The organism is Herbidospora mongoliensis, from assembly GCF_001570545.1.
GTDB lineage: Bacteria > Actinomycetota > Actinomycetes > Streptosporangiales > Streptosporangiaceae > Herbidospora > Herbidospora mongoliensis.
The window spans coordinates 636759-663229 of record NZ_BBXD01000010.1 but is presented as its reverse complement, the minus strand read 5'-3'; the positions used below and the strand labels follow the sequence as shown (position 1 = coordinate 663229).

Below are 26471 nucleotides of genomic sequence, written 5' to 3'. Positions count from 1 at the left end.
CCCCACTGCTGCCTCCCGTAGGAGTCTGGGCCGTGTCTCAGTCCCAGTGTGGCCGGTCGCCCTCTCAGGCCGGCTACCCGTCGTCGCCTTGGTAGGCCACTACCCCACCAACAAGCTGATAGGCCGCGAGTCCATCCCTGACCGAAAAACTTTCCACATCCATCTCATGCGAGAAGACGTCATATCCGGTATTAGACCCAGTTTCCCAGGCTTATCCCAGAGTCAGGGGCAGGTTACTCACGTGTTACTCACCCGTTCGCCGCTCGAGTACCCCGAAGGGCCTTTCCGCTCGACTTGCATGTGTTAAGCACGCCGCCAGCGTTCGTCCTGAGCCAGGATCAAACTCTCCAAAAGATGTCTTCAGAGAATTTTCCCGGCTGACATAATGTCAACCAAAGGAATCCGTCATAAATGACGGGGTTTGTGCATCATGCACTGGCTTTTAGCACACTGTTGAGTTCTCAAGAAACGGACCCGCATTTAGTTCTTTTAAGCTTTTGTCTTGCTGTTGTGCCTTTATCTTTTCAGCAGTCCCGGTTAGTGTCAAATCCAGCGACTTGACATTTACCGTTTCCCCAGAAGAGAAATTCGGCCGCTCCCTCTCGAGAGCAACCCGGCCAACTTACCCGCGATTCAGGCGATGTCAAATCGCCCGGTTTCCCGGAGGAAGATGGTGGGTCCGCTTCGGGCATCTGGCCGCCCCGGCTCTGTTGAGTCCGGGCCGCGCCGTCCCGCTGGCGTAAGAAGAACGTTAGCACCTCTGCGGGGCTGCCGCGACCTATTTCGGCAACCCCGCAATCATTCCCTGGCTACGAAACCCTAAACCCGAGGCAATGCGGCAAGTTGAGCCTCGAGCCGGGCGATGTCCTCGGCCGCCTGGGCGGCGCGTGCGCGCACCTTCGCGACGACGTCGTCGGGGGCCTTCGACATGAACTGCTCGTTGCCGAGCTTGCCCGTGACCTGGGCTTCTTCCTTCTTCGCGACCGCGAGGTCCTTCTCCAGGCGCTTGCGCTCGGCGGCCACGTCGATGGTGCCGGCCGTGTCGATCTCCACGGTGACCGCGCCCACGACGAGCCGGGCGGTCGCGGCGAAGTCGTCTCCCGACGGGTTGAGCTTCAGCAGGGATCGGATGGCGGCTTCGTGCGCGGCGGCAGCCGTACCGGAGAGAGAAAGACGGGCCGCCACCTTCTGGCCAGGCTTGAGACCCTGATCGGAGCGGAAGCGGCGGACCTCGGTGACCAGGTTCTGGACCGTCTCGATCTCCGCCTCGGCCGTCTGATCGATCCTGGCGGGATCGAAGACCGGCCAGGGGGCCACGACGATCGACTCCTTGCCGGTGACCGCGCGCCAGAGCTCCTCGGTGACGAACGGGGTCAGCGGGTGGAGCAGACGCAGCAGCGCGTCGAAGACGTGGCCGAGGACGCGCTTGGTGTTGTCGGCGACCTGGCCGCCGCCGGCGATCTGGATCTTCGCGAGCTCCAGGTACCAGTCGCAGACCTCGTCCCACGCGAAGTGGTAGAGCGCGTCACTGATCTTGGCGAACTCGAAGTCGTCGAAGGCGGTGTCGACCAACGCGACCACCGACTGGAGGCGCGACAGGATCCAGCGGTCGGCCGCGGTGAGCTCCTCGGGCAGGCCGTCGCTGACGGCGCCGTTCATCAGAGCGAACCGGGTGGCGTTCCAGATCTTGTTGCAGAAGTTGCGGGAGCCGGCCGCCCAGTCTTCGCTGATGGCGACATCCGAACCCGGGTTCGCGCCGCGCAACAGGGTGAAGCGGGTGGCGTCGGCGCCGTAGCGCTCGATCCAGTCGAGGGGGTCGATGACGTTGCCGAACGACTTCGACATCTTCTTGCCGAACTGGTCGCGGACCATGCCGTGGAGGGCGACGGTCTTGAAGGGCGGCTGGCCGTCCATGGCGTAGATGCCGAACATCATCATTCTGGCGACCCAGAAGAAGAGGATGTCGTAGCCGGTGACCAGAACGCTCGTCGGATAGAACTTCTTCAGATCGTCGGTCTGCTCGGGCCAGCCGAGCGTCGAGAACGGCCACAGACCCGAGGAGAACCAGGTGTCCAGGACATCGGGATCCTGCGTGTAGCCCTCGGGGATCTCGTCGTCGGGACCGACGCAGACGACCTCGCCCTCGGGGCCGTACCAGACCGGGATGCGGTGACCCCACCACAGCTGGCGGGAGATGCACCAGTCGTGCATGTCGTCGACCCAGTCGAAGTAGCGCTTGGCCAGCTCCGGCGGGTGGATGCGGGTGCGGCCGTCGCGGACGGCGTCGCCGGCGGCCTTGGCCAGCGGCGACACGTTGACGAACCACTGCAGCGACAGGCGCGGCTCGACGACGGTCTTGCAGCGCGAGCAGTGGCCGACGCTGTGCAGGTAGGGGCGCTTCTCGGCGACGATCCGGCCTTCGGCGCGCAGCGCCGCGACGACCGCGGGGCGTGCCTCGAACCGGTCGAGCCCCTCGAAGGGGCCGGAGGCGGTGATCACGCCGCGTTCGTCCATGACCGTCAGGGACGGCAGGTCGTGGCGGCGGCCGATCTCGAAGTCGTTGGGGTCGTGGGCCGGGGTGACCTTGACCGCGCCGGTGCCGAACGCCGGGTCGACGTGGTCGTCGGCGACGATCGGGATGCGGCGGCCGGTGAGCGGCAGTTCGACCTCACGCCCGACCATGTGCGCGTAGCGCTCGTCGGACGGGTTCACCGCGATGGCGGTGTCACCGAGCATGGTCTCGGCGCGGGTGGTGGCGACCACGATCGCATCGGCGCCGTCGCCGTAGCGGATCGAGACGAGCTCGCCCTCGTCTTCCTGGTGCTCGACCTCGATGTCGGACAGCGCGGTCAGGCAGCGGGGGCACCAGTTGATGATGCGGTTGGCCCGGTAGATGAGACCGTCGTCGAAAAGGCGCTTGAAGATCGTCTGGACGGCCCGCGACAGGCCCTCGTCCATCGTGAAGCGTTCGCGCGACCAGTCGACGCTGTCGCCGAGCTTGGTCATCTGGCCGAGGATGCGGCCGCCCGACTCCTCTTTCCACTGCCAGACCCGGTCGACGAAGGCCTCGCGGCCGAGGTCGTGGCGCGAGAGGCCTTCTTTGGCCAGCTCGCGCTCGACGACGTTCTGCGTCGCGATTCCCGCGTGGTCCATGCCGGGCAGCCACAGAGCGGCTTTGTCCCGCATGCGGGCCCGGCGGGTCAGCGCGTCTTGGATCGAGTGGTCGAGGGCGTGGCCGACGTGGAGCGAACCGGTCACATTCGGCGGCGGCAGGACGATGCTGTACGGCTCTCGCCCGTCTACCGCACTGGCTCCGAAGTGACCGGCCGCTACCCAACGCTCATAGCTGGGGGCCTCGACGTCGGCAGGGGCATACTGGGTAGGCAGTTCAGGCGTCGTCACGAAAGCCAATTCTAGAAGCTCCGGACGAGCACCCCGGCCCAATATGTGTTATGCGGACTTCTCTCGCGGGGTGCGCTGCTGCTTGAGCTGGTCACGCGGGATCAGCGTCGGGTTGACGTGTTCGAGGACGGCCTCACGGGTGATCACGACCCGGGCGACATCCTGTCGCGAGGGCACTTCGTACATCACCGAGAGGAGGACCTCCTCCAGGATGGCGCGCAGCCCACGAGCACCGGTTCCGCGCAGGATCGCCTGGTCGGCGATGGCCTCGAGCGCGTTGTCGGTGAACTCCAGCTCCACGTTGTCGAGCTCGAACAGCCGGCGGTACTGCTTGACCAGCGCGTTGCGGGGCTCGGTGAGGATCTGGATCAAGGCCTCGCGGTCGAGGTTGTGGACGCTGGTGATGACCGGCAGACGGCCCACGAACTCGGGGATCATCCCGAACTTCAGCAGGTCTTCCGGCATCACGTCGCCGAAGATGTCGATCGCGTCGACTTCTTCCTTGGACCGGATGATGGCGTTGAAGCCGATGCCCTTCTTGCCGACCCGGGACTCGATGATCTTCTCGAGGCCGGCGAAGGCGCCACCGCAGATGAACAGCACGTTGGTGGTGTCGATCTGGATGAACTCCTGGTGCGGGTGCTTGCGGCCGCCCTGCGGAGGCACCGATGCGGTGGTGCCTTCCAGTATCTTCAGCAGCGCCTGCTGGACACCCTCGCCGGAGACGTCGCGGGTGATCGACGGGTTCTCGCTCTTGCGGGCGATCTTGTCGACCTCGTCGATGTAGATGATGCCGGTCTCGGCCTTCTTGACGTCGTAGTCAGCGGCCTGGATCAGCTTCAGCAGGATGTTCTCGACGTCTTCGCCCACGTAGCCGGCCTCGGTGAGCGCGGTGGCGTCGGCGATGGCGAACGGCACGTTGAGCATCTTGGCCAGGGTCTGGGCCAGCAGTGTCTTGCCCGAGCCGGTGGGGCCGAGGAGCAGGATGTTGCTCTTGGAGAGCTCCAGCCCGTCGTCGCGGCCGTGCTCGCCCGACTGGACGCGCTTGTAGTGGTTGTAGACCGCGACGGAGAGGGCCTTCTTGGCCCCGTCTTGGCCGATCACGTAGGCGTCGAGGAATTCGTAGATCTCGCGAGGCTTCGGGAGGTTGTCCCACTTCAGCTCGGAGGACTCGGAGAGCTCCTCTTCGATGATCTCGTTGCAGAGCTCGATGCACTCATCGCAGATGTAGACACCTGGTCCAGCGATGAGCTTCTTGACCTGCTTCTGGCTCTTGCCACAGAACGAGCATTTGAGCAGGTCTCCCCCGTCGCCGATGCGTGCCACCCCAGACTCTCCTTTGCGTGGGACCACCCTGCTACCGCGGTCCGTCCATTCGCGCCGGTCACTTCGGTGCGAAAACGTCATCCCGCTCAGGTTTCGACGTTACCGTCTTCCGGGCCCATAGTGAGCCCCCTAGCGGTGAGTCGCACCGGAAGGTGCCCAATTGGGCACCGTTCCGGTGCACTTGCGACCTTCGAACTCTCTTACGAGGAGACGGCAGCCGCTTGGCGCTTGCGCGACGGAATGATGTCGTCGACGATTCCGTAGGCCTTGGCTTCGTAGGCGCTGAGGATCTTGTCGCGCTCGATGTCGCGACGGACCACAGACGGCTCCTTGCCGGTGTGCTTGGCCACGATCTCCTCCAGGAGGTCCCGCATACGCAGGATCTCACGGGCCTGGATCTCGATGTCCGAACCCTGGCCGCCGCCCTCGGTGGAGGGCTGGTGGATCAGGACCCGGGCGTTCGGCAGGGCGAAGCGCTTGCCGGCCGTGCCGCCCGAGAGCAGCACCGCGGCGGCCGAGGCCGCCTGGCCCAGGCACACCGTCTGGATCTCCGGCCGGACGAACTGCATCGTGTCGTAAATCGCCGTCATGGCCGTGAAGGAGCCGCCGGGCGAGTTGATGTAGATGCTGATGTCACGGTCGGGGTCGAGCGACTCGAGCGTCAGGAGCTGCGCCATCACGTCGTTGGCCGACGCGTCGTCGATCTGCACGCCGAGGAAGATGATGCGATCCTCGAACAGCTTGTTGTACGGGTTCATCTCCTTCACGCCGTACGTCGTGCGCTCGACGAACGAAGGGATGATGTAGCGGCCGTTGATGTCACCCGGCCGAATCAGGTCACTCATGGACGCTCCCGTCATGAAACGGCGCCCTCGGAGGGCACCTGTCGCGCGCTGCGGACGACTTGGTCGATGAAGCCGTAGTCCTTGGCCTCGTCGGCCGTGAACCAGCGGTCGCGGTCGGAGTCACGCTCGATCTGGTCGAGCGCCTGCCCCGTGTGGGAGGCGATGCGCTCCGCCAGGGTCTTCTTGACGTAGAGCATCTGCTCGGCCTGGATCGCGATGTCGGCGGCGGTGCCGCCGATGCCACCCGAGGGCTGGTGCATCATGATCCGGGCGTGGGGCAGGGCGAAGCGCTTGCCAGGTGTGCCGGCGCAGAGCAGGAACTGGCCCATGGAAGCGGCCAGGCCCATCGCCACCGTGACTACGTCGTTCGGCACATATTGCATCATGTCGTAAATCGCCATGCCGGCCGTGACAGAACCGCCGGGAGAGTTGATGTACATCGAGATGTCCCGGCTGGGATCGTCGGCGGCGAGCAGCAGGAGCTCCGCGCACAGACGGTTGGCGACCTCGTCATTGACCTGAGTGCCGAGCACCACGATTCGCTCACGCAGCAGACGCTGGTAGAGCTGGTCTTCAAACCGAGCGGGGCCATTCTCCCTGCCACGCGACTCAGGCTCGAAGCCCATGGGCTGGAAGAAGGTCGGCGGGCTGGTCACAGCGTCACCTTCCGATGCGTCGTTATCGATTGGCTTTGCTCGACCCTAACGCGCGCCGCCGATAGCTCATGCCCCCTCGCCCGGGTGTTCGCTGACGGCGCATGCTCCCCCACGCCCTGTTTGTACGACTTTCGCCTTCAGCATGACGTACCGAACAAATGCCAACAGGCCCCCGGTGACAACCGAGGGCCTGATGAACGGCGTTGAGCTCTACTCCGCGGCGGCACCGGCCGGGGACTGCGCGAGCCCCTCAGCGGTCTGCTCGGGGTTGAGCTCGACGTAGATGGCCTTGAGGTCGACCTCGTTGCCCTCGGTGTCGACGACCTTGGCGGCGTCGCCCACGACCGACTTGGCCTTCTCGCGGACGATCTCCATCATCGCGAGGGTCAGCTGGTCGTTGTCGGCGAGGTGCTGGGCCAGCGTGTTCGGCGCGACACCCATCTGGGCGGCGCGGCGGACGACGAACTGGGTCAGCTCTTCTTCCGCGACACCGATGTCCTCGGCCTTGACGATCTTGTCGAGGACGAAGCCCATCTTCAGCGCCCGGGCGGAGTTGGCGTCGAACTCGGCGAAGCGCTCCTCCTCGGACGTCTGGTAGAGACGGAAGTAGGCCTCGCGGCTCAGGCCGCTCTCGGAGATCTGGTGCTCGAGGTTGTGCTTGCGCGCGTCGATCTCGGACTTGAGCGCGCTCTCGGGCAGCGGGATGTCGAGGGAGCCGATGAGGGCGTCGACGGCCTTCTCGCGGGCCTGGACGACCTGCTCGATCAGCTTGTTGCGGCGGACCTGCTCGCGGATGCTGTTCTTCAGCTCCTCGAGCGTGTCGAACTCGCTGGCGAGCTGAGCGAACTCGTCGTCGAGCTCGGGGAGGACCTTCTCCTTGACCGACTTGACGTTGATGATCACGTCGGCCTCTTCACCGGCGTTCTCACCGCCGACGAGCGTGGTGCTGAAGGTCTTCTCCTCGTCGGCCGACAGGCCTTCGAGCGCGGCGTCGAGGCCCTCGAGGACCGAACCGGCGCCGACCTCGTAGGAGACGTCGGCGGCCTGCTGCTCTTCGAGGTTGCGGCCGTCGATCTCGGCGCGCAGGTCCATCACGACATAGTCGCCCTTGGTCGCCGGACGCTCGACGCCGGCCAGCGTCGCGAACCGCTGGCGCAGCGCGTCGAGCTGGACTTCGACATCGTCGTCGCCGACGGTGGCGGGGTCGACCGTGACCTCGGTGCCCTCATAGACGGGCAGGTCGAAGGTGGGACGGACGTCGACCTCAGCAGTGAACTCGACCTGCTGACCGTCGTCGATCCGGGTGACCTCGATCTCGGGCTGGCTCACGGGGAAGAGATCGACTTCGTCGACGGCGCGGCCGTAGAGGCCGGGCAGCGCGTCGTTGAGGGTCTCCTCGAGCACGACCGCGCGGCCGAAGCGCTGCTCGATGATCCGGGCCGGAACCTTACCGGGGCGGAAGCCGGGGACGCGCACCTGCTGCGCGACCTTCTTGTAGGCGGCCTTCAGGCTCGGCTCGAGCTCCTCGAACGGCACCTCGACGGTGAGCTTCACCCGAGTGGGGCTGAGCTCCTCGACAGCGGTCTTCACGGGGTGGTCTCCTAAATAACAGCATCTGGTGATCGCGGGCGCGTCATGCACAGCTACCGCGGCACGTTACGCGCGCCGCGCCACGAAGAGGGCACCTGGGCATGCTCCACTGCGGCGGGGCGTCCAGCGCCAAACTTCAGCATAGAGCAGAGCAACCCTCCCGCGTGACGCCTCAGAGCTCGCGCGAGATCTTTCTGAGAATGTCGACCGTCTCGGTCGGTGTGGTGGAGACCGCGCACAGTCTCTCCATCACCTCGCTGTATCGGTCGACTTCATCGCGTTTGTCGAGGTAGAGGGCGCTGCCGAGCTGTTCGACGTAGACGATGTCGGGGAGCTCCGCCTCGGGGAAGCGCAGGATGCTGAACGCCCCGCCCTCTGCGGCGTGTCCGCCGAAATGAAAGGGCATCACCTGGATCGTGACATTCGCCTGGTCCATCAGCTCGATCAGATGCTGGATCTGACCGCGCATCACGTCGACGCCTCCGATGGGACGGCGCAGCGCCGCCTCGTCGATGACCGCCCAGAAGGTGGGCGGCTGGTGGCGTTCGAGAACCTGGCGCTGGCGTTCGAGCCGCAGGTCGACCCGGCGGGCGATCTCCTCGGGGGCGGACCCGACCGCACCGGCCGTGATGACCGCGCGGGCGTATTCCTTGGTCTGGAGGAGGCCCGGCACAAACTGGACCTCATAGGTGCGGAGGCGGGCGGCCGCCTCTTCAAGACCGACGTATGCCTGGAACCAGCCGGGCAGCACGTCGCTGAAGCGGTGCCACCAGCCGGGCTCATTGGCCTGCTTGACCAGTTCGAGGATCGGCTTGCGGGCGGCGTCGTCCTCCACCCCGTACATGGTGAGGAGGTCTTCGACATCGCGTTCGCGGAAGCTGACGCGGCCCAGCTCCATGCGGCTGATCTTCGACTCGGAGCCCCTGATGAGGTGTCCGGCCTCGAAGCGCGTGATCCCCCGGTTCTCCCGCAGCCTGCGCAGCTGGGTGCCGAGGAGGATCCGCAGCGCCGTGGGACCTTGTCCCGGCTGGGTACGTGTCACGGCGCCTCCCCCTCTGCTCGACTCGCCGGAGACGGTCGAGCCGACACCCCCAGCCCACACAGTGTCACCACTTCCGGCCAGGAAGACAAGGCTTGAACCCCCCGTCCATTTCACAATCGCTCAACGTTTTGGGCAAGTGCACAACGCACCTGCACGTGCATTTGGGTCTTGCAGGGGGCGGGCCGTTGACCCATGATGGCCTAGTGCATATTGGGCCAAAGGTGCACTAGTTCTCAAATCCGGCGATCGGGAGGTGCGGGCAGGATGTTGGATAATCCCATATCCGCCCGCGATGTAGGGGTAGAGCGTCTCGTGCGCACCGCCCCCGAGTCCGATGCCACCACCTGCCCGTTACGCCCCCTGGCAGATTCGGTCAAGACCGCACGCGATGTTACGCGATCAACGCTGCAGGGTTGGGGACTTTCGGAACTTACCGAAGATGCCACCCTGGTCGTTTCGGAGCTGGTGACCAACGCGGTTCGTTACGCTCTGTATCCATCTGGGGCGTCTGATGAGCACCCGATAACGCTGATGCTGGTCCGGCTGGCCCCTCACGTGCTGCTCGCCGTGGCCGATCCCAGCAACGAGGTGCCGACGCCCAAGGAGCCCGACTTCATCTCGGAGAACGGGCGGGGGCTGTACATCGTGGAGACCTACAGCCAGGCGTGGGGCTGGGACCCGCTGGACGAGGGCGGCAAGGCCGTCTGGGCGATGTTCCGGGCCGGCAGCTGAGCCTGCGGCGGCCCCACAGTTCCGTACCTGTTCGGTTGTAGCGCGCCGCTCCGATGGTCGGTATTCGGGGTTTCGGACGGGCGGAAGGCCACTGGGCGTTGCCGATCGGGATGCTCCTGGGAGGGATGCGCTCCGTGGTGGAGCGCATCGCGCCTCTCTCACCCCCGGCGGGACGAAAGTTTCAGGGGGTCTGCTCCAGGACGTACAGGACGAAGCCTTCGTCGTCGACGGTCGTCCGGGTGAAGCCGAGTTTCTCCAGAAGGCGGACGGAGGCCTCGTTGCCCTGGTGGGGGTCGGCGTAGAGCGGGCGTGCCTCTTCTTTCTCGAGGAACAGGGTCAGGGCGCGGGTGCCGACGCCGCTCCCCCAGAACGCGCGGCCGAGCCAGTAGCCCAGATAGCGGTGGTCGCCCTCCCACCAGGCGACGACGTTGCCGGCGATCTGATCGCCCACCTCGACGGTCTGCACGTGGTTGGTCTCGTCGGCCAGCACCCGCTCTCGCCAGTGGGTGAGGAACTTCTCCCGTTCACGGGCGGGGAAGCGGGAGCGCCGGGTGGCCTCCGGGTCTTGTTCCTGGGTGTGGAAGACCTCGAGATCGGACTCCCGGACATCTCTCAGACGAACGTGCATTCGCAGGCGCGCGAGGTCGGTCATGTCCTTCTCCCTGCGCGGCAGGGTCGGAACCCAGACCGGCATCATTTCCTTGATCTCGATCTGCGCGGCCAGACTGATGACCGGGCAGGTCAGACCGTTCAAGCTGCCCATGGGCGCGTCGAGCAGGCCGGTCGGCCAGGGTTCGCCCCGGTAGGGGCCGCCGGCCACGGTCAGGTCGGGGGCGAGGAGCGCGAAGCTGACCTCGACGCCGTCTCTGACGAAATCGCGCTGCTGGTCGCGGGGCGGACCCGGTTGCGGGCTGAATCGGTGCTCGATCAGGGCCGCTTCCAGGCGGTCGGCGTCGTCGAACCAGGCGAACCAGTCGATATCGATATGGTCTCGGGTCACTTCCCCGAGCGTGAAATCCATCGCCCAGCCGCCGCGCAGCCACACGTCAAAGCCCATTCCCGCGACTTCGGCGATGGCCGTCAACTGGCGATCTCTCATCGGTAGCCCGTAGTGTCGGCCGACTTTCCGGGGTCCTGGACCTCGACCATGTAGCGCCAGGCGTCGGGACGGCTGCCGTCGACGTCGGTGAAGCCGTAGACCTGGGCGAGGCCGCCGCTGGAGAGGGACAGGCCGTTCCATTTCGCCCGGTCAGGATCGTGGACGAGCGCGGCGACGGCCCTGCCCACATAAGCCGGCGACTCGGAGATCGCGAAGTGGGGCTGCGCCTCGAGCGCGTCGCGCCAGGTCGCCTCGGTGACGCTAAAGGCCTCCAGCATCATCTCCGACCGCAGCCACCCCGGGGTCAGCGCGACCGCGGTGGCGCCTCTCGGGCCGAGTTCCTTGGACTGGGCGAAGGCCATGCGGATGACCGAGGTCTTCACCAGGTCGTAGAAGAAGGAGAGACGGTAGTTCGTCGCGTTGTAGTCGGCGGTGCCGTCGGTCATCTCCACGACCAGGCCGCCCTCGTTCTTCAGCAGGAGCGGAAGCGCGAAGTGGCTGGTGATGATGTGGGTGTCGATGGCCAGGCGGAGCATGCGCATGCCGGCGTCGAGGTCGTGCTCCCACAGCGGCTTGTCCCAGCTGAACAGGTTCTCGCCGCCCCAGATGTTGTTGACCAGGACGTCGAGACGGCCCTGTTCCCGGTCGATTCTCGCGACCAGCTCTTTGACCTGGTCTCTTTCGAGATGGTCGACCTGCACGGGGATGCCGCGACCTCCCGCCTTCGTGACGAGGTCGGCGGTCTCCTCGATGGTCTCGGCGCGGTTGTATTCCGATCGCTGTTCGCGGGTGGTGCGGCCGGTGACGTAGACGGTGGCCCCGATCGCGCCCAGCTCGGCGGCGATCCCTCTCCCGGCTCCTCGGGTCGCGCCTGCGACGAGTGCGATAGTCATGAACCTCAGTCTGTCGGCCGCCACCGACAAAAATGGCGCTCAGGCCGGCGGCAGGGCCTCCTGCCAGGAGTCGGCGAACCGCACACCTTCTTCTGTGAGCGCGACCACGGCGGCCCGATAAGGGGTCCGGCCCGCCAGGGAGTCGTTGACGAAGGGGACCACCGTCACCGGGATGCCCAAACCGGGCGCCTCGGACAGCAGGCCCAGGGCGTAGGTGTCGGTGATGCCCAGCGCGAACTTGTTGACGGTGTTGAAAGTGGCCGGATAGACGAGGATCGCGGTGGCCCGGGGCGGTTTGGGTTCGCTGGGGTGGCGGTAGTGGACGCGCACCTTTCTGCCGGTACGCCGCTCGAGGTCCGCTTCGTCGATGAAGTCGACCGCTTTGGGGGTGGCGACGATCTGCACCGTCCACGATCGTGACTGGGCTTCGGCGATCAGGTCGGGGAGGTCCTGCACCGGGCCGGCTGCGCAGACGATGACGTAGAGGTCCATGGGTCTCCCGGGTAGCGTGCGGGCATGCCTGACCATATTGAGGTTCGCGTCACGGCCGGATCCCGCGACGAGGCCGACCGGCTGGCCGACGCCGTGGTCGGGCGGCGCTTCGCGGCTTGCGCGCAGATCATCGGGCCGATCACCTCCGTCTATTGGTGGGACGGGGAGATGACGCGGTCGCAGGAGTGGCTGGTGCTGTTCAAGACGACCGCGGGGCGGTTCGGGGACCTGGCGGGGTGCGTGCGGGAGGTGCACTCGTATGACACACCGGAGATCATCGCGGTGCCCGTCGCCATAGGGACCGCCGAGTATCTCGGGTGGATCGACCGGGAGACGAGTCGCTGAACTCAAAGGTGCTCCGCCGGCCCGTCGGCATGGAAGATCGACATTTAAATTCAGAAATATGAAAGGCCAGGCCCCACACAGTGGGTGACCTGGCCTTTCGAGCGAGAGCGGACGACGGGAATCGAACCCGCGTAGCCAGTTTGGAAGACTGGGGCTCTACCATTGAGCTACGTCCGCGCACGACGGTCGGCTTCTGGTCTAGACTTCATCCGGCCGTCAAGGCGTAAGCGTACCGGAGATCTCGGGGCGTCGGCGCCAGGCGGGCAACGGGGTGTGGCGCAGCTTGGTAGCGCACCTGCTTTGGGAGCAGGGGGCCGCAGGTTCAAATCCTGTCACCCCGACACACATCTGCCTCGGCGCGTCGATGGGCGCGCGAGGCTCGGGCGGGCGTAATGACAAAAGGTAATAATTCCCGCCGCCGGACCCATCGCCTGATACCGGGCATTCGGTCGTGAACGCCGACGAACACTACCTTTCCGCGCAGATGACCTAGGCGCGCATCCACCCCTGGACGATCGATGCGGTCTTGACCCTGCGATCCACCGGGTAAAGCGCCGTACAGTCTGGGAAAAGGCATGAAATGCCTCGGTTGTCCTCCCTACGATGCGGAACTGATGAACCGGAACAGCGTGATCAAGACGCCGGCGCCGGGTGACCGGCTCGAATGGCGACAGGCCTCGGCGGCCTCGGCTCAGGAGCGGCTGGCCTATCTCAATGAGGCCAGCCGACGCATCGGGACGACCCTGGATCTCGGTGAGACGAGCCGTGAGCTCATGGACATCGCCGTGCCCAGGTTCGCCGACACTTCGGCGATCATGGTGCAGGATCGGCTTGTCATCGACGGGGAGTTTCCCTCCCGGCCCGTCGACGGGACGGCGCTCGTGCGGCGGATCGCCCTGGGGGTGGCGGAGCCTGATCCGGCCGAGTGGGTCGAGGCCTTTCCGATCAACGAGGTCACCGTCTACTCCGCCCAGCTTCCGCAGGCGCAGTGCATGTCGACGGGGCATCCGATCATGTATCCGGAGCTCGACGAGCACACCGCGGAGCTGATCGGGGCGACCCTCGACCGCGACGTGGTGGCCAAGCTGCTGGTGGGCGGGTCGTTCATCGCCGTGCCGCTGCGGGCCCGGGGGCGGGTGCTGGGGTGCGCGATCTTCACGCGGAATCCGGACGGGCCCGCGTTCGAGGAGCAGGACGTCGCGGTGGCCGAGGAGCTGGCCGCGCGGACCGCCGTCTGCATCGACAACGCGCGGCTGTACGCCCGGGAGCGACGTACCGCCCTCACTCTGCAGAGCAGCCTGCTGCCGGCCGACCTGCACCAGCCGCTCGGGATGGAGATCGCCTCCCGCTATCTGCCGGCCAGTGACCTCATGGGGGTGGGGGGCGACTGGTTCGACGTCATTCCGCTTCCCGGCTGCCGGGCGGCGCTCGTGGTGGGCGACGTCATGGGGCACGGGACGCGGGCCGCGGCCACGATGGGGCAGCTGCGAACCGCCGCGCGGACACTCGCCTCACTTGATCTTCCGCCGGACGAGGTGCTGTTCCGGCTCAACCGGATGAGCCAGGACCTCGACCCGACCCAGATCGCCACGGCGGTCTACGCCACTTACGACCCCGTCACCCGGACCTGTGCGCTCTCCCGGGCGGGGCACCTTCCCCCGGTGCTGCTGTATCCCGACGGTCGTACCGAGATCATCGAGCTTCCTTCGGGGTTGCCGCTGGGGATCGGGAGTGAGCCGCTGGAGACGGTGGAGATGGTGCTGCCGGCCGATGGGGTCCTCTGTTTCTACACCGACGGGCTCGTGGAGAGCCGGGACCGGGACATCGATCTGGGGATCATGGCGCTACGCAGGGTGCTCTCGGGGCCGAGCCAGGATCTGGAGGAGATGTGCGACGTGATCATCAACAGTCAGCGACCCGGGCACGAGCGCGACGACATCGCGCTGCTGCTTGCCCGGGTCCATGAACTCGCGCCCGACGAGATCGCCTCCTGCTCGCTGCCGGCCGATCCTCGTTTCGTCAGCCACGCGCGCCGGTTCGTCCGGGCGACGCTGGCGGAGTGGGGGCTCGGGTCCGTCTGCGACATCACCGAGCTGGTGGTCAGCGAGCTGGTGACCAACGCGCTCAAGCACGGCTGGCCGCCGATCGAGCTGAGGTTGCTGAGGGGCCGGGGCAGAACCCTGGTCTGTGAGGTCGCCGACGGCTCGCCCACGGTTCCGGCGCTTCGCTCTCCGACTTCGGAGGACGACACCGGGCGCGGACTGCAGCTCATCAAGAAGCTCACCTACCGGTGGGGTACGCGCCCGACCCCTCTTGGGAAGATCGTCTGGGTGGAGCAGCGGCTCCCCTAGGCGAGGCTGCCGCGCGGCGGCACGACCAAGCCGTAGATCACCACCACGGCCAGCGCGACGACGATGAGCGACCAGATCGGGAACGCCCCCGCGTAGGCGAACTGGCCCAGGATGACCAGTGCCGCCAGGACGATGCCCAAGGTCCGGGCCCACATCGCGCCTTGCAGGATGCCTACGCCCGCGATGACCATGAGGACTCCGGCGACCAGCCAGATGATGCCCCATGCGGTGAGGTTGAAGATCAGCACGCCGGATGATCCGACCACGAGGTAGTGGCTCCTCAAGATCGCGGCGAACCCGCCGACGATGTTGAGCAGCCCTACCACGATGCCGAGGATCCCGGCGAAGCGAAGCCAATTGGAGGGGTGCGGCAGTCGTCCGCCCGTAGTGGGTGTCGTGGATGCGGTGGTCAACGCGACCAGCTCCTTCCTCGTCGACTAGCAATAGCCACCATAACCACATAAATCGCCACAAATGCCTCACATGGCGCACTGTTGGCGATGCAAGGCTTTCTTTTGAGAAGCCCACGGGTATTCCCGGTGCATTGAGGCCGGGGGGACGCGGAAATGCCGAGGGCGACGTGGGTGAAGCTGCTGGCATTGGTTTTGCCCGCATTGGTGGTCGGCGTCGGGTCGAGTCTCGTTCTGTTCGGTATCACCGAGCTTGCCGACGTGTTGGAGCGCCTGATCTGGCCCTCGTTCGAGTGGTGGCGGATCCTGCTCGTCCTCACCCTGGCGGGAACCCTTACGGGGCTGCTGATCTGGCGGTTTCCCGGGCACGCCGGCCCCGATCCGGCCACCGAGGGCCTGGTGGCGCCGCCGATGCCGGCCTGGGTGGTGCCGGGGGTGCTGCTGGCGGCGATCGTCACCCTTTCCTGCGGGGTGAGCCTCGGGCCGGAGAACCCGATCACCGCCGCCAATGTGGCACTGGCCTTCGCCTTGGGGAGGTGGCTGTTTCCGCAGGTCGATGGGGTGATCTGGGTCGCTCTGGGAGCGGCGGGGACGATCGGGGCGCTCTTCGGGACCCCGGTCGCCGCGGCGTTGATCCTCTCGGAGGTGCTGATCACGCGGCACGGCTCCGCAGGGAACGGCCCGACGGATCAGCCTGAGATGTCGCTGTGGGACAAGCTCTTCGCTCCCCTGCTCGCGGCCGGCGCCGGCGCGCTCACCACGATCGTCCTCTCCGGGGAGACGCTGAGCATGAAGGTGCCCGGCTATCCGGGGTTCCATCTCGTCGATCTGGTCTCGGGGTCACTCGTCGCGCTCATCGGCGCTGGTCTGGGGCTCGTTGCGGTCTATGTGTTCCCGTACGCCCATGCGGCCTTCCATCGCATCCCCCACCCGGTGCCCATGGTCACGGCGGGCGGCCTGATCCTGGGCGGCCTGGGGATCGTCGGCGGCGAGGTGTCCCTGTTCAAGGGGCTGACGCAGGCCGGCGAGCTCCTGGAGAACCACTACGCCACCGGCACCGTGCTCCTGGTCCTCCTGGTGAAGCTGGTGGCGCTGACCGTGGCGGCGAGCTGCGGGTTCCGGGGCGGGCGGATCTTCCCGGCCATCTTCATGGGCGTCGCGCTGGGCGTGGCGGCTCACGCACTGGTCCCGGCGGTCCCGTTGTCGCTGGCGCTGGTCTCGGGGGTGCTGGGGTTCGTGCTGGCGATCACGCAGCAGGGGTGGCTGAGCCTGTTCGCGGCGGTCGCGATCGTCGGCGACCTGGCGCTCATTCCCGTGGCGTGTGTGACGATTCTGCCCGCCTGGCTGCTGGTGACAGGCAAGAAACAGATGATCGTCCCAGAGCCTGTGCCAGAAATGCCCTAAATTGTCACTTCCGTCCTAAGCCCCATGACGTGGGCTCGTGTTCGGGTTACCGTCGAATTGTGACGATCGGAATCGCAGACGCCTACCGCCGGGCCCTGGACGCCTTCGGTACGCGCGTCCACCTCATCAAGCCCGGCCAGTGGGACCTGCGGACACCGTGTGTCGACTGGGACGTGCACGCCCTGGTGAACCACCTCGTCTACGAATCCCTCTGGGCGCCCGAACTGCTCGCCGGGCGCAGCATGGCCGAAGTGGGCGACGTCTTCGACGGCGACCTCCTCGGCGACGACGCCTTCAAGGCGTTCGACTTCGCCGCCCACGCCGCGATCACGGCAGCCGCCGCGGAAGGCGTGCTCGACCGGACCGTGCACCTGTCTTTCGGCGACGTCTCGGGACGCGAATACGTGACCGAGCTGTTCGCCGACGCCCTCATCCACACCTGGGACCTGTCGAACGCGATCGGCGTGGCCGACCGGCTCGACCCGGAACTCGTCTCGCTCTGCGCCGCCTGGTTCGCCGACAGCGAGGAGGGCTACCGCAGCTCGGGCGTCATCGGCGGACCGGTGCCGGTGCCGACGAGCGCCGACGCGCAGACACGGCTGCTGGCAGCCTGGGGCCGGCAGGCCGGCTGACCTCTCCCCACGATCCAACATTTTCTATGAGATGATTTGTTGGAACGTGTTGAACAGGAGGGGCGATGCTGGCGCAGCAACGGCAGCAGGCGATCCTCGAGCGGGTCCGGCGCATGGGCGGGGTGCGGGTCGCCGACCTCGTCCGCGACCTGGGCGTCTCCGACATGACGATCCGTCGCGACCTCGAGGCGCTGGCCGATCGTGGCCTGATAGAGAAGGTGCACGGCGGGGCCACCGTCGCCGGGCCGGGATCGACCGAGGAGCCCGGGTTCGCCGCCAAGTCGGTGCGGCAGCAGCCCGAGAAGGAGGCCGTCGCCCGCGCCGCCGCCCATCTGATCAGGCCGGGCAGCGCGGTCGCCCTGTCGGCCGGCACCACGACCTGGACATTCGCCCACCATCTCGTCGACGTGCCCGACCTGACCCTCATCACCAACTCGGTGCGGGTGGCCGAGGTGTTCCACCGGGCCGGGCGGCCCGACCAGACGGTCGTCCTGGTGGGGGGCGTCCGCACTCCGTCCGACGCCCTCGTCGGCCCGATCGCGGTCCAGGCGATCCGCTCGCTCAACGTCGACACGCTCGTCCTCGGCGTGCACGGCATGAACGCGCGGGCCGGGTTCACCACGCCCAACCTGCTGGAGGCCGAGACCGACCGCGAGCTGGTGGCCGCCGCGCAGCAGCTCGTGGTGCTGGCCGACCACACCAAGTGGGGCACCGTCGGCATCTCCACCATCGCCCGGCTCGACCGGGCCAACGTTCTCGTCACCGATTCCGGCCTGGACAAGGAGGCCCGCGAGGAACTCGCCGCTCACGTCGGCGAACTGATCGTCGCGGAACCCTAAATGAAGCGTCACCCCATCCACCTGGCCGACGGCCGGGAGCTCATCTATTTCGACCTGACCCCCCGAGACCACTCCGCGAAGGACCCCCGCGACCTGCCGCCCCGGCCGGAGCCCTCGGAGCTGCGGCACGACCCGGTGCTCGACGAGTGGGTCGCCATCGCCGGGCACCGGCAGGCCCGCACCCATCTCCCCCCGCCCGAGGAGTGCCCGCTCTGCCCTGGACGCCCGTGGTCGGAGATCCCCTCGGCCTACGACGTGGCCGTGTTCGAGAACCGGTTCCCCTCGTTCAGCGGGCCCATCGGGCGCTGCGAGGTGGTCTGCTTCACCGACGACCACGACGCGTCGTTCGCCGGCCTCAGCGACGAGCGGGCCGGGCTGGTGATGGACGCCTGGGTCGACCGCACCCGCGAGCTCTCGAAACTCCAGGGCGTCGAGCAGGTCTTCTGCTTCGAGAACCGGGGCGAGGAAATCGGCATCACTTTGCCTCATCCGCATGGGCAGATCTATGCGTATCCCTATGTGACACCCCGCTCCCGGCGGATGCTCACCGTCGCCCGGCCAGGTTCGCTCGCCGCCGTGGTGGCGCAGGAGCGTGCCGGGGAGCGGGTGGTCGCCACGAACGACCACTGGACGGCCTTCGTGCCGAGGGCCGCCCGGTATCCGTTCGAGGTGCACCTCTATCCCCACCGGCAGGCGCCCGACCTGCCCTCGCTCACTTCCGAGGAGCGGGCGGCGTTCGGGCCGCTCTACACCGGGGTGCTGCGGGCCCTCGACGGGGTGTTCGGGGTGCGCATGCCCTATGTCGCCGCCTGGCACCAGGCGCCGGTTCGCTGGGGGAGAGAGGTCGCGTACATGCACATGGAGCTCTTCAGCATCAGGAGGGCGCCCGGGAAGCTGAAGTACCTGGCAGGTAGCGAATCCGGTATGGAGGCGTTCATCAATGACGTGCGCCCGGAAGAGGCCGCTTCTATGCTCAGAGCGGCATCGGGAAAGATGGAACGCCACATAACAGACTGATATCCATCAGGCTGCAACTTTGAGTAGCAGTTGCCACATCTTTGCCACTACTATCCACACCAGCCCGCCGAGACCTCGGCGGACCTGCCTAATCCCGGGCGTGTCGCCTGGGAACCGGGGACCCACCAGAACCTGGGGTGAAGGCGCCGTCGAGCGCCCGGGCTCCTCCGCCCGAATCCGTCAGCTAACCCGGTAGGCGCTAGGAGAGGAGTCGGCGCTGCGCGCCACGTCACACCTTCGCAACCACGGGCCCAGCCACCGGTCGGTCCTGCTGCCGGTGGTGGCTTTAGTGGTCGCCCTCGTGGCCGTGCTGACCCCCGGCACCGCGTCCGCGGCCCCCAAGCCGGACGCGGACAAGTTGCGCAAGCAGCTCACCAGCCTCGACAAGAAGGTCAACACGCTGATCGCCGAATATCACTCGGCGCGCGAAGACCTCGCCAAGGCGAAGACGGCGTCCAAGGCCGTGCAGGAGAAGCTGACGAAGGCGAAGGCGGAGTTCGCGGCCGCCCAGCGGGAGATGGCCCGGCTGGCCGGGCTGAGCTACCAGTCGGTGCCCGGCAACGGCGGGATCCTGCTGCCTCCCGGCATGGGCATGTCGCCGCTCGCGCAGCAGCTCGGCAACGAGCAGGCCGCGACCGTGCGCAACTACAAGCAGAAGGAGAAGGCCCAGGCCCAGGCGCTGGCCGAGGCCAAGGACCTGGTCGTCCAGATCGACGAGAAGTCCAAGGACATCGAGAAGCGCCGCAAAGAGGCGGAGGAGCTGATCGGTGACATCAAGGACAAGCTCGACGACCTGATCCCGATCGCTCCCGGCAAGCTCACCAACGGCGGCTGGGCCCCGCAGCTGCCGACCGGCGCCGACAACATCACCTCACGCACCCGTCTGATGCGCGAGGAGGCCAAGTCGGCCTTCAAGCTGCACAACTCCATCGGCTGCTTCCGGGTCGACACGAGCGGCGAGCACCCGCTCGGGCGGGCCTGCGACTTCATGATGACCACCGGCGGCGTGATGGCGACCGGCCCGGCCCAGGCGCTGGGCGACTCGCTGGCGGCCTGGGCGCTGAAGAACCGGCTGAAGCTGGGCGTGAAATACGTCATCTGGCGGCAGCGCATCAACAGCGGCACCGGGTGGCGCTTCATGAGCAACCGGGGCGGCAACACCGCCAACCATTACGACCACGTGCACATCTCGATGTTCTGATCCATGAACCACGGCCGGCGTCGCGACGACCCCCGCGAACCGGCCCCGGACAACTCCACAGACGACCCCCGATCGGCTGTCACCGCGACTGACCTCAGCGAACGGCCGGCTCACCGACCGACCCCACCCAGAGAGTTCTCAGGTATCCGGACTACTCTGCGAATACCATGGGACCCAAAACCCCCTCAAAGCCCATCGAACACCCCATCCACCCCCAGAGACCATCTGCCACACCCACCGGTCACGCGGGTGTGCGCGCCCAGCCCCCGCGGCTCGCACACCCGCGTGATCATCCTTCGGAACCCGAAGTAAGTGATCATTTGCAGAAGCGCCCGAAGGTTTACCGAGTTTCATAACGATCATGTTTCAGCGCCATTCAGAGGCCTGGTTACGCGCATGTGAATTCTGCAGCGGAAGCCGACCTCCGGAAGGGTGCCGAAACCCCCCAACCTGGAGCCCCTACCCCCTCCGACCTGGAAAGTCACCCTTTGCACCATGTTTACCTTCCGCCACTCCCTCACTACAGATAAAAGTTTCAACGACAGCACCGTTGACACCGACTTATCCCGAAATTAGCTTATGGAACGGTACACCTCGGGACCGTTGTGGCACCCGTTCCAGCTGTGACTCTTCGCAGTCGGGCGGGCGCGGATCCCGACTCTCTCCCTCCCATGCCACGCGAGAGGACCAGCGTGAGATCCGCTGATTTTTCCCCGGCCCGCGGTCACCGGGTCCGCCGAATCGGCTCGGCAATCGGGTTCACCCCTTCCTAGGGGCCCGACCTCATTTATTGACTTCGAGTCCGAAGTTGACATTAAAGCCGAACCAAAAGTGAGCTCCGCCGGTCATCTCATTTCCTGAGATTCCCGGAACGACTCGGGGCGTTCTTTCGCGTGCGAAAAAGCTCAGGAGAACAAGGTCGTGGGGTCTGATTCATGAGTTGGCTCGATACCGCCTATGAATGGCTGGTGAGATCGAGCGCCAACGGCAGCTGGCGGGACATCGTCCCGCTCGGGTTGGCGGGTGCGCTCGTCTGGGGGCTGTGGGTCTACCGGGTCGTGCTGTCCCGGCTGGCCAAGCCCGTCGTCAACGGTTACCGCGCGTCCGTTTCGGTCGTGGTGCCGTCCTTCCGCGAGGACGCGGAGATCCTGGTCCGGTGTCTGGACAGCTGGCTGTCCCAGAACCCGGGCGAAGTGATCATCGTCGTCGACATCGGGGACACCGAATGTCACGCGAAGCTCCGTGAGGTCAACGACCCCCGGCTGCGCGTGCTCATTTACGAACACTCGGGCAAGCGCTCGGCGCTGGGGGTCGGCATCCGTGCCGCCCGCGGCGACATCGTGGTCTTCGCCGACTCCGACACCTGGTGGGAGCCAGGTCTCCTCGACGCGGTGCAGATGCCGTTCGAGGACCCGCAGGTCGGTGGCGTCGGTACGCAGCAGAACGTGTTCCAGCGCACCACCAGCGTCTGGCGGCGCATCGCCGACTGGCTGGTCAACCTGCGCTACTACGACTACGTGCCGGCCATGGGCAGCCGTGGTGGCGTGGCCTGCCTGTCCGGCCGCACCGCCGCCTACCGCCGGTCGGCGATCATGCCGGTCGTCCACCACCTGGAGAACGAGTTCTTCCTCGGCCGCCGGTGCATCGCCGGTGACGACGGACGGCTCACCTGGCTGGTGCTGGCCTCCGGTTACAAGACCGTGCACCAGTCGTCGGCGCGGGCGATCTCGATGTTCCCGAGCTCGTTCCGGGCCTTCTTCAAGCAGCGCATCCGCTGGAGCCGCAACTCCTACCGCTGCTACCTGACCGCCCTGTGGAAGGGCTGGCTGTGGAAGACGCCGCTGGTCACCAAGGTGACGGTGCTGCAGATCCTCCTCACGCCCGTCACCATGGGCGTCACGCTGGGCTACCTGTTCTTCAGCCGTCTGGAGCTGACCCCCTGGGGCATCGGCACCTGCCTCGGCTGGCTGCTGATCGGCCGCGGCATCCGTGGCTGGTCGCACCTGAAGCGCCACCCGCAGGAGATCCTGCTGCTGCCGCTGACGACCCTGGTCATCATCGGGATCGCGCTGCCGATCAAGCTCTACGCGTTCATCACCATGAACAAGCAGGGCTGGCTGACCCGCAAGGCCGATCAGGCGGGTTCGGAGGGCCAGACGGCCGCCACGTTGCAGGGACTGTCCTGATGGCCGTGAGCAGAATCGTCGCGACGGCCGGGGCTCTGCTGCTCTGTTCGCTCACGGTCGGCGTCATGCCGGCCGCGGCCGCGCCGTCGCCCTCGGCGACCCCGTCGGCCAGGGCGTCGGCCGGCACGTCGGTCAAACCGTCCGCCACTCCCTCGGCGACCGGCAGGACCAGGGGCCAGACCGGCATCACGGACACCATCCCGAGCAAGGCGCCCCGCCCGGCCGCCACTCCGGCCGCGACCGGGGCCGCTCCCAGTGCGGCCCCCAGTGACGCGCCGAGCATTCCGAGCTCGGAGCCCGCCCCGCTGATCCAGGTCTCAGCCGAGGACGCCGAGGCGCAGTCCTTGCTGGTCGACATGGAGGACCAGCGGATCCTGCAGACGCGGGCGGCGCTGACCGCGCTGTTGCAGACCGGCGGCATCGCGGCGGCGCAGCGCAAGGCGCCGCAGATCTTCTCGTCGACGTTCGGGCGCACGATGGTGCTGCCCTCGCGCAACGACGGCAAGCCGTACACCCTGAAGGATCTTCAGAAGGTCGAGAACGGCAAGTACGTGCGCCTGATGACCGACGGGTCCTACCTGCTGGGCATCCACCTCTTCGTGGCCGACGGGGCGACTCTCCAGCTCCGCGGGCCGATGACGCTCCGGATGGGCAGCATCCCCGGGTCCTTCAGCTCGATCGTCACCTTCGGTGGCAACATCGACATCAAGGGCACCGCGACCAAGCCGGTCCGGATCACCAGCTGGGACGTCAAGGCGAGCAGGCCCGACCTCGACACCACCGACGGCCGGGCCTACCTGCGCGCGGTCGGCGGCGCGTTCGACATGGTCTACGGCCAGGTCTCCGACCTCGGCTTCTGGAGCGGGCGGACCGGCGGCATCGCGCTGACCGGCACCGAGCGTCCGTCCTCCACCTACCGCCACCGCACCAAGACCCAGCGCCACGAGGACAAGGCCGACCGCCTCGACCGCAACACCGAGGAGCCGGGCGGCGGCAGCTACGGCGACGTCGAGACCTATCCCGTCGGACCCGGCACCGCTTCCCACGTGCCGGCCGACGAGCTGGTCACCGGCAAGATCGCCAACAGCGTCATCACCCGCGACGCCTACGGGCTGTTCGTCTCGGGGTCGAACCAGACGCAGATCCTCAACAACAAGATCCGCGACAGCATCGTGCACGGCGTGTTCATGCACCGGTTCGCCAAGAACGCGACGATCTCCAAGACCGAGGTGACCGGCAGCGGCGGCGACGGCTTCGTGCTCTCCCGCGCCACCGAGAAGGTCCAGGTCAACGACTGCCTGGCGGAGGGCAACGGCCGCAACGGCTTCACCCTCGACGGCCGGGCGCTGGCCCACGGTCCGTCGGCCTCGGGCGAGTCGCTGGCGGTCTACGGCGACAGCTCGGTCAACAACAGCACGGCCCGCGACAACGGCCGTTACGGCATCGAGGTGCTGGGGGGCATCCGGCAGGCCGTGCAGACCAGTGAGGTCGTCGGCGGCGAGATGGGCATCGTGGTCCGCGCCGGGGCCGACAGCGTGCAGCTGTCGGGCAACAAGCTGACCGGCCAGACGCGCCAGGGCATCGCGCTGCGCGACGGCGTGAAGAACGCCCACGTCTCCGGCAACACCATCACCGGCGGCCCGACGGGCGTGTACCTGCGCGACTCCAACGGCAGGGTGGTCGGCAACAAGATCACCACGCTCAAGGACCCGAACGCCCACGGCGTCACCCTCGTCGGCCTCGCCGACGGTTCGGAGATCGCCCGCAACACGATCGTGGGCTCCGGCACCAGCGCGGTCAGCAGCGCCCGATCCACCGGCAACGTGAACGACCACAACAACAACGAGGAGCAGTGGGTCGACACCTCGACCTTCTGGAGCAAGGCCAAGCGTTACGTCAAGCCGATGAACGTGATCTGGGCCGGCGTGATCCTGCTCATCCTCGTCTCCGCACTGCGCTCGCGCGGCGTCATGGACCGGCGCCGCAAGCGCATCATCGACCCGTACGAGCTTCAGCAGGCGATGGAGGAACGTCCCTCCTGGACCCTGTCCAACCCGGCCACCGCCTCACCCGGCGGCGGGTTCAACGGGCGTACCCGGCCGACGCAGCCGGCGGTTCCGACGGTCACCGTGGGAGGTGGCCGATGAAGAAGGCCTGGATCACCTTCTTCGTGATCCTCCTGCTGGGGGCGAGCGTCTGGGCGTACGTGTCCTACACCGACCAGCCCCCGCCCGTCCCCGCGGTCGACGACGTCACCGCCGCCGACGCCAAGCAGCAGTCGAACCTGGTCGACCAGGAGGACCTGCGCATCATGCAGACGCGGGCGACGCTGATGTCGGCGATCGCGCGCGGCGGCCCCAACGCCCAGCGGGCCAGGCAGCCGCACATCTCCAGCTCGGCCAACGGCCAGACGCTGGTGCTGCCCTCCAGGCGCGAGGCCTACCGGGTCGTCGACCTGGAGAAACTGGGCGGGGAGTACTTCCAGAAGCAGAACGACGGGTCCTACATCCTGGGCATCAACCTGTTCGTCGGCCCGAACGCCAAGCTGGTGCTCCAGAACGCGACGGGCCCGCTGGTGATCCGGATGCGCAGCGAACCGGGGTCGTTCGCCACGATCGTCGGCTTCGGCGCGAACATCCGCATCAACGGCTCGCCGCAGAACCCGGTGCGCCTCACCAGCTGGGACCCGAACATCAACACGGCCGACACGCGCGTCAACGACGGCCGGGCCTACATCCGGGTCATCGGCGGCGAGCTGCGGATGAGCCACGCCCAGGTCGAATACCTCGGGTTCTGGAGCGGCTCCACCGGCGGCCTCGCGCTGACCGGCAGCGACCGCACCACGCTGGACGCCGACGTCACCACCCCGACCCCGCCCACCGACGAGAAGGTGCTGCTCCCCGGCGGCACCCTCGTGCCCCGCATGGGCGGCGACGACCAGGTGGAGATCACCGACGGCAAGGGCCTGAAGAAGGTGGCGTACAAGCTGCCGGAGGCGAACCTGGTCACGGGCGAGATCACCGAGACCGCGATCAAGGGCAACGCGTACGGCATCTTCATCACCGCCTCCAACCAGACGCGGATGGCCAACGTGACCGTGGCCGGGAGCCTGGTCGACGGGGTGCTGCTGCACCGGTTCGCCCGCAACGCCACCATCGAGAACACCACGGTGACGGAGTCGCGCGGCGACGGGTTCGTGCTCTCGCGCGGCACCCAGAACGTCACGATCACCGGTTCCGGCGCGGTCGCCAACGGCGGCAACGGCTTCACCATCAGCGGCCTGCCGCTGGCACGCGGCCCGTCGGCCTCGGGTGAGTCGCTGACCAGCTTCGGCGGCAGCTCGGTGACCAGCTCGTGGGCCAGGGAGAACAAGCGCTACGGCGTCGAGATCCAGGGCGGCGTCGACCTGTCGGTGCAGACTACCGAGGTGACCGGCGGGCAGACGGGCATCGTGGTGAACAAGGACGCGACCGGGGTCCGGGTCTCTGGGAACCGGATCAGCGGCCAGTGGAGCCAGGGCATCGCCGTCCGCGACGGCGTCACCGGCGCCAAGATCGTCGGGAACATCGTGAGCAACGTCCCGACCGCGGTCTACCTGCGCAACGCCGAGGCGGAGGTGACCGGCAACACCGTCAACCAGGCGACCCTGCACGGCATCTCGGTGCTCGGCGTCGCGACGGGCACCGAGGTCACCGGCAACACGCTGGGCGGCGCCGGCCGCAGCGCGCTCGACACCGACCGCGCCACCGGCGTCAGCGCGGTCACCACCAACAACGTTGACGGCTGGCAGGACACCGCGGACTTCTGGACCACGGTCAAGCGCATCGCCAAGCCGATGAACCTGATCTGGTTCGGCGTCATCCTGGTCATCGCCATCTCCGCGTTCCGTGCCCTGGGCAACAACGGGCCGCGGGTCGGGCGTCGCGTCGTCAATCCGTACGAGAGGCAGGCCGTCATGGAGGAGCGCCCGGTCTGGTCGCTCACCGGGGCGTCCGCCGAGAGGAACTGA

21 protein-coding genes, 2 tRNA genes, 1 rRNA gene and 1 riboswitch are annotated in these 26471 nt (G+C 67.0%); of the genes, 12 read left to right on the top strand and 12 right to left on the bottom strand.

Annotation, left to right across the window (positions count from 1 at the left end):
- The 7 genes from AW272_RS11865 to AW272_RS11835 form a co-directional block, all read right to left on the bottom strand.
- A 16S ribosomal RNA gene (locus AW272_RS11865) occupies nucleotides 1-354 on the bottom strand; the annotation flags it as partial.
- A gap of 465 nt (nucleotides 355-819) precedes the next feature.
- The gene (locus tag AW272_RS11860; RefSeq protein ID WP_439649140.1) at nucleotides 820-3402 is read right to left on the bottom strand and encodes a valine--tRNA ligase; all 2583 of its coding nucleotides are present in this window, start codon (nucleotides 3400-3402) and stop codon (nucleotides 820-822) included.
- Between the two features lie 48 nt (nucleotides 3403-3450).
- On the bottom strand, nucleotides 3451-4728 hold the full coding sequence (clpX, locus tag AW272_RS11855; RefSeq protein ID WP_066363663.1) for an ATP-dependent Clp protease ATP-binding subunit ClpX: 1278 nt from the start codon (nucleotides 4726-4728) through the stop codon (nucleotides 3451-3453).
- A 200-nt stretch (nucleotides 4729-4928) separates the two neighbouring features.
- Nucleotides 4929-5573, bottom strand: a complete 645-nt coding sequence (locus AW272_RS11850) for an ATP-dependent Clp protease proteolytic subunit (protein ID WP_066363661.1) — start codon at nucleotides 5571-5573, stop codon at nucleotides 4929-4931.
- Nucleotides 5574-5584: 11 nt separating this feature from the next.
- The gene (locus AW272_RS11845; RefSeq protein WP_275527292.1) at nucleotides 5585-6229 is read right to left on the bottom strand and encodes a ClpP family protease; all 645 of its coding nucleotides are present in this window, start codon (nucleotides 6227-6229) and stop codon (nucleotides 5585-5587) included.
- 210 nt (nucleotides 6230-6439) lie between these two features.
- Nucleotides 6440-7819, bottom strand: coding sequence for a trigger factor (gene tig / locus AW272_RS11840; RefSeq protein WP_066363659.1), 1380 nt, complete (start codon nucleotides 7817-7819; stop codon nucleotides 6440-6442).
- Nucleotides 7820-7991: 172 nt separating this feature from the next.
- On the bottom strand, nucleotides 7992-8861 hold the full coding sequence (locus tag AW272_RS11835) for a Sco1979 family transcriptional regulator (protein WP_066363658.1): 870 nt from the start codon (nucleotides 8859-8861) through the stop codon (nucleotides 7992-7994).
- A gap of 264 nt (nucleotides 8862-9125) precedes the next feature.
- On the opposite strand from AW272_RS11835, the gene AW272_RS11830 reads away from it, so the two are divergent.
- On the top strand, nucleotides 9126-9593 hold the full coding sequence (locus AW272_RS11830; protein WP_066363657.1) for an ATP-binding protein: 468 nt from the start codon (nucleotides 9126-9128) through the stop codon (nucleotides 9591-9593).
- 181 nt (nucleotides 9594-9774) lie between these two features.
- On the opposite strand, the gene AW272_RS44035 is transcribed toward AW272_RS11830, so the two are convergent.
- From AW272_RS44035 to AW272_RS11815, 3 genes are read right to left on the bottom strand one after another with little or no spacing between them, the layout of a single operon-like run.
- Nucleotides 9775-10692 carry a GNAT family N-acetyltransferase gene (locus AW272_RS44035; RefSeq protein WP_083958197.1) on the bottom strand — a complete coding sequence of 306 codons (918 nt, stop codon included), beginning with the start codon at nucleotides 10690-10692 and terminating at the stop codon, nucleotides 9775-9777.
- Nucleotides 10689-11585 carry an SDR family oxidoreductase gene (locus AW272_RS11820; protein ID WP_066363757.1) on the bottom strand — a complete coding sequence of 299 codons (897 nt, stop codon included), beginning with the start codon at nucleotides 11583-11585 and terminating at the stop codon, nucleotides 10689-10691. The genes AW272_RS44035 and AW272_RS11820 overlap by 4 nt, the downstream gene beginning before the upstream one ends.
- 39 nt (nucleotides 11586-11624) lie before the next feature.
- Entirely contained in the window at nucleotides 11625-12077 is a 453-nt protein-coding gene (locus AW272_RS11815) for a flavoprotein (RefSeq protein ID WP_066363656.1), read from the bottom strand.
- 24 nt (nucleotides 12078-12101) lie between these two features.
- Here AW272_RS11815 and cutA point away from each other — a divergent pair, with 24 nt between their 5' ends.
- A complete protein-coding gene (gene cutA / locus AW272_RS11810) occupies nucleotides 12102-12422 on the top strand; it encodes a divalent-cation tolerance protein CutA (protein WP_066363654.1) in 321 nt (106 codons plus the stop codon).
- Between the two features lie 106 nt (nucleotides 12423-12528).
- On the opposite strand, the gene AW272_RS11805 is transcribed toward cutA, so the two are convergent.
- Nucleotides 12529-12599, bottom strand: a tRNA-Gly gene (locus AW272_RS11805).
- 90 nt (nucleotides 12600-12689) lie between these two features.
- On the opposite strand from AW272_RS11805, the gene AW272_RS11800 reads away from it, so the two are divergent.
- Both AW272_RS11800 and AW272_RS11795 read left to right on the top strand, forming a co-directional pair.
- A tRNA-Pro gene (locus tag AW272_RS11800) sits at nucleotides 12690-12763 on the top strand.
- A 273-nt stretch (nucleotides 12764-13036) separates the two neighbouring features.
- On the top strand, nucleotides 13037-14773 hold the full coding sequence (locus AW272_RS11795; RefSeq protein WP_066363653.1) for an ATP-binding SpoIIE family protein phosphatase: 1737 nt from the start codon (nucleotides 13037-13039) through the stop codon (nucleotides 14771-14773).
- Here the strand turns inward: AW272_RS11795 and AW272_RS11790 are convergent.
- A complete protein-coding gene (locus AW272_RS11790; RefSeq protein WP_083958196.1) occupies nucleotides 14770-15186 on the bottom strand; it encodes a DUF7144 family membrane protein in 417 nt (138 codons plus the stop codon). The genes AW272_RS11795 and AW272_RS11790 overlap by 4 nt on opposite strands.
- Before the next feature lie 153 nt (nucleotides 15187-15339).
- Between AW272_RS11790 and AW272_RS11785 the strand changes: the two genes are divergently transcribed.
- The 8 genes from AW272_RS11785 (at nucleotide 15340) to AW272_RS11750 (ending at nucleotide 26471) form a co-directional block, all read left to right on the top strand.
- Entirely contained in the window at nucleotides 15340-16587 is a 1248-nt protein-coding gene (locus tag AW272_RS11785; protein WP_066363651.1) for an ion channel protein, read from the top strand.
- A 59-nt stretch (nucleotides 16588-16646) separates the two neighbouring features.
- A complete protein-coding gene (locus tag AW272_RS11780; RefSeq protein ID WP_066363650.1) occupies nucleotides 16647-17219 on the top strand; it encodes a TIGR03086 family metal-binding protein in 573 nt (190 codons plus the stop codon).
- A 65-nt stretch (nucleotides 17220-17284) separates the two neighbouring features.
- Nucleotides 17285-18058, top strand: a complete 774-nt coding sequence (locus AW272_RS11775) for a DeoR/GlpR family DNA-binding transcription regulator (protein WP_066363648.1) — start codon at nucleotides 17285-17287, stop codon at nucleotides 18056-18058.
- Nucleotides 18059-19075: a galactose-1-phosphate uridylyltransferase gene (locus tag AW272_RS11770; RefSeq protein ID WP_066363646.1), complete on the top strand. Its 1017-nt coding sequence runs from the start codon at nucleotides 18059-18061 to the stop codon at nucleotides 19073-19075.
- Nucleotides 19076-19150: 75 nt separating this feature from the next.
- Nucleotides 19151-19288, top strand: a riboswitch (cyclic di-AMP (ydaO/yuaA leader).
- 76 nt (nucleotides 19289-19364) lie between these two features.
- Entirely contained in the window at nucleotides 19365-20276 is a 912-nt protein-coding gene (locus AW272_RS11765; protein WP_245657435.1) for a coiled-coil domain-containing protein, read from the top strand.
- Between the two features lie 935 nt (nucleotides 20277-21211).
- Nucleotides 21212-22462 (top strand): glycosyltransferase family 2 protein, encoded by a 1251-nt coding sequence (locus AW272_RS11760; RefSeq protein ID WP_066363642.1) that lies wholly within the window; start codon nucleotides 21212-21214, stop codon nucleotides 22460-22462.
- A gap of 5 nt (nucleotides 22463-22467) precedes the next feature.
- Nucleotides 22468-24609, top strand: coding sequence for a right-handed parallel beta-helix repeat-containing protein (locus AW272_RS11755; RefSeq protein ID WP_157518483.1), 2142 nt, complete (start codon nucleotides 22468-22470; stop codon nucleotides 24607-24609).
- Nucleotides 24606-26471, top strand: a complete 1866-nt coding sequence (locus AW272_RS11750; RefSeq protein ID WP_066363636.1) for a right-handed parallel beta-helix repeat-containing protein — start codon at nucleotides 24606-24608, stop codon at nucleotides 26469-26471. The genes AW272_RS11755 and AW272_RS11750 overlap by 4 nt, the downstream gene beginning before the upstream one ends.

Excerpts from the sequence above, each read along its gene's own strand:
- AW272_RS11850 (WP_066363661.1), bottom strand. The coding sequence starts at position 5,573 with ATGAGTGACCTGATTCGGCCGGGTGACATCAACGGCCGCTACATCATC.
- AW272_RS11830 (WP_066363657.1), top strand. The coding sequence starts at position 9,126 with ATGTTGGATAATCCCATATCCGCCCGCGATGTAGGGGTAGAGCGTCTC.
- AW272_RS44035 (WP_083958197.1), bottom strand. The coding sequence starts at position 10,692 with ATGAGAGATCGCCAGTTGACGGCCATCGCCGAAGTCGCGGGAATGGGC.
- AW272_RS11820 (WP_066363757.1), bottom strand. The coding sequence starts at position 11,585 with ATGACTATCGCACTCGTCGCAGGCGCGACCCGAGGAGCCGGGAGAGGG.
- AW272_RS11815 (WP_066363656.1), bottom strand. The coding sequence starts at position 12,077 with ATGGACCTCTACGTCATCGTCTGCGCAGCCGGCCCGGTGCAGGACCTC.
- cutA (WP_066363654.1), top strand. The coding sequence starts at position 12,102 with ATGCCTGACCATATTGAGGTTCGCGTCACGGCCGGATCCCGCGACGAG.
- AW272_RS11795 (WP_066363653.1), top strand. The coding sequence starts at position 13,037 with ATGAACCGGAACAGCGTGATCAAGACGCCGGCGCCGGGTGACCGGCTC.
- AW272_RS11785 (WP_066363651.1), top strand. The coding sequence starts at position 15,340 with ATGCCGAGGGCGACGTGGGTGAAGCTGCTGGCATTGGTTTTGCCCGCA.
- AW272_RS11775 (WP_066363648.1), top strand. The coding sequence starts at position 17,285 with ATGCTGGCGCAGCAACGGCAGCAGGCGATCCTCGAGCGGGTCCGGCGC.
- AW272_RS11770 (WP_066363646.1), top strand. The coding sequence starts at position 18,059 with ATGAAGCGTCACCCCATCCACCTGGCCGACGGCCGGGAGCTCATCTAT.
- AW272_RS11760 (WP_066363642.1), top strand. The coding sequence starts at position 21,212 with ATGAGTTGGCTCGATACCGCCTATGAATGGCTGGTGAGATCGAGCGCC.
- AW272_RS11750 (WP_066363636.1), top strand. The coding sequence starts at position 24,606 with ATGAAGAAGGCCTGGATCACCTTCTTCGTGATCCTCCTGCTGGGGGCG.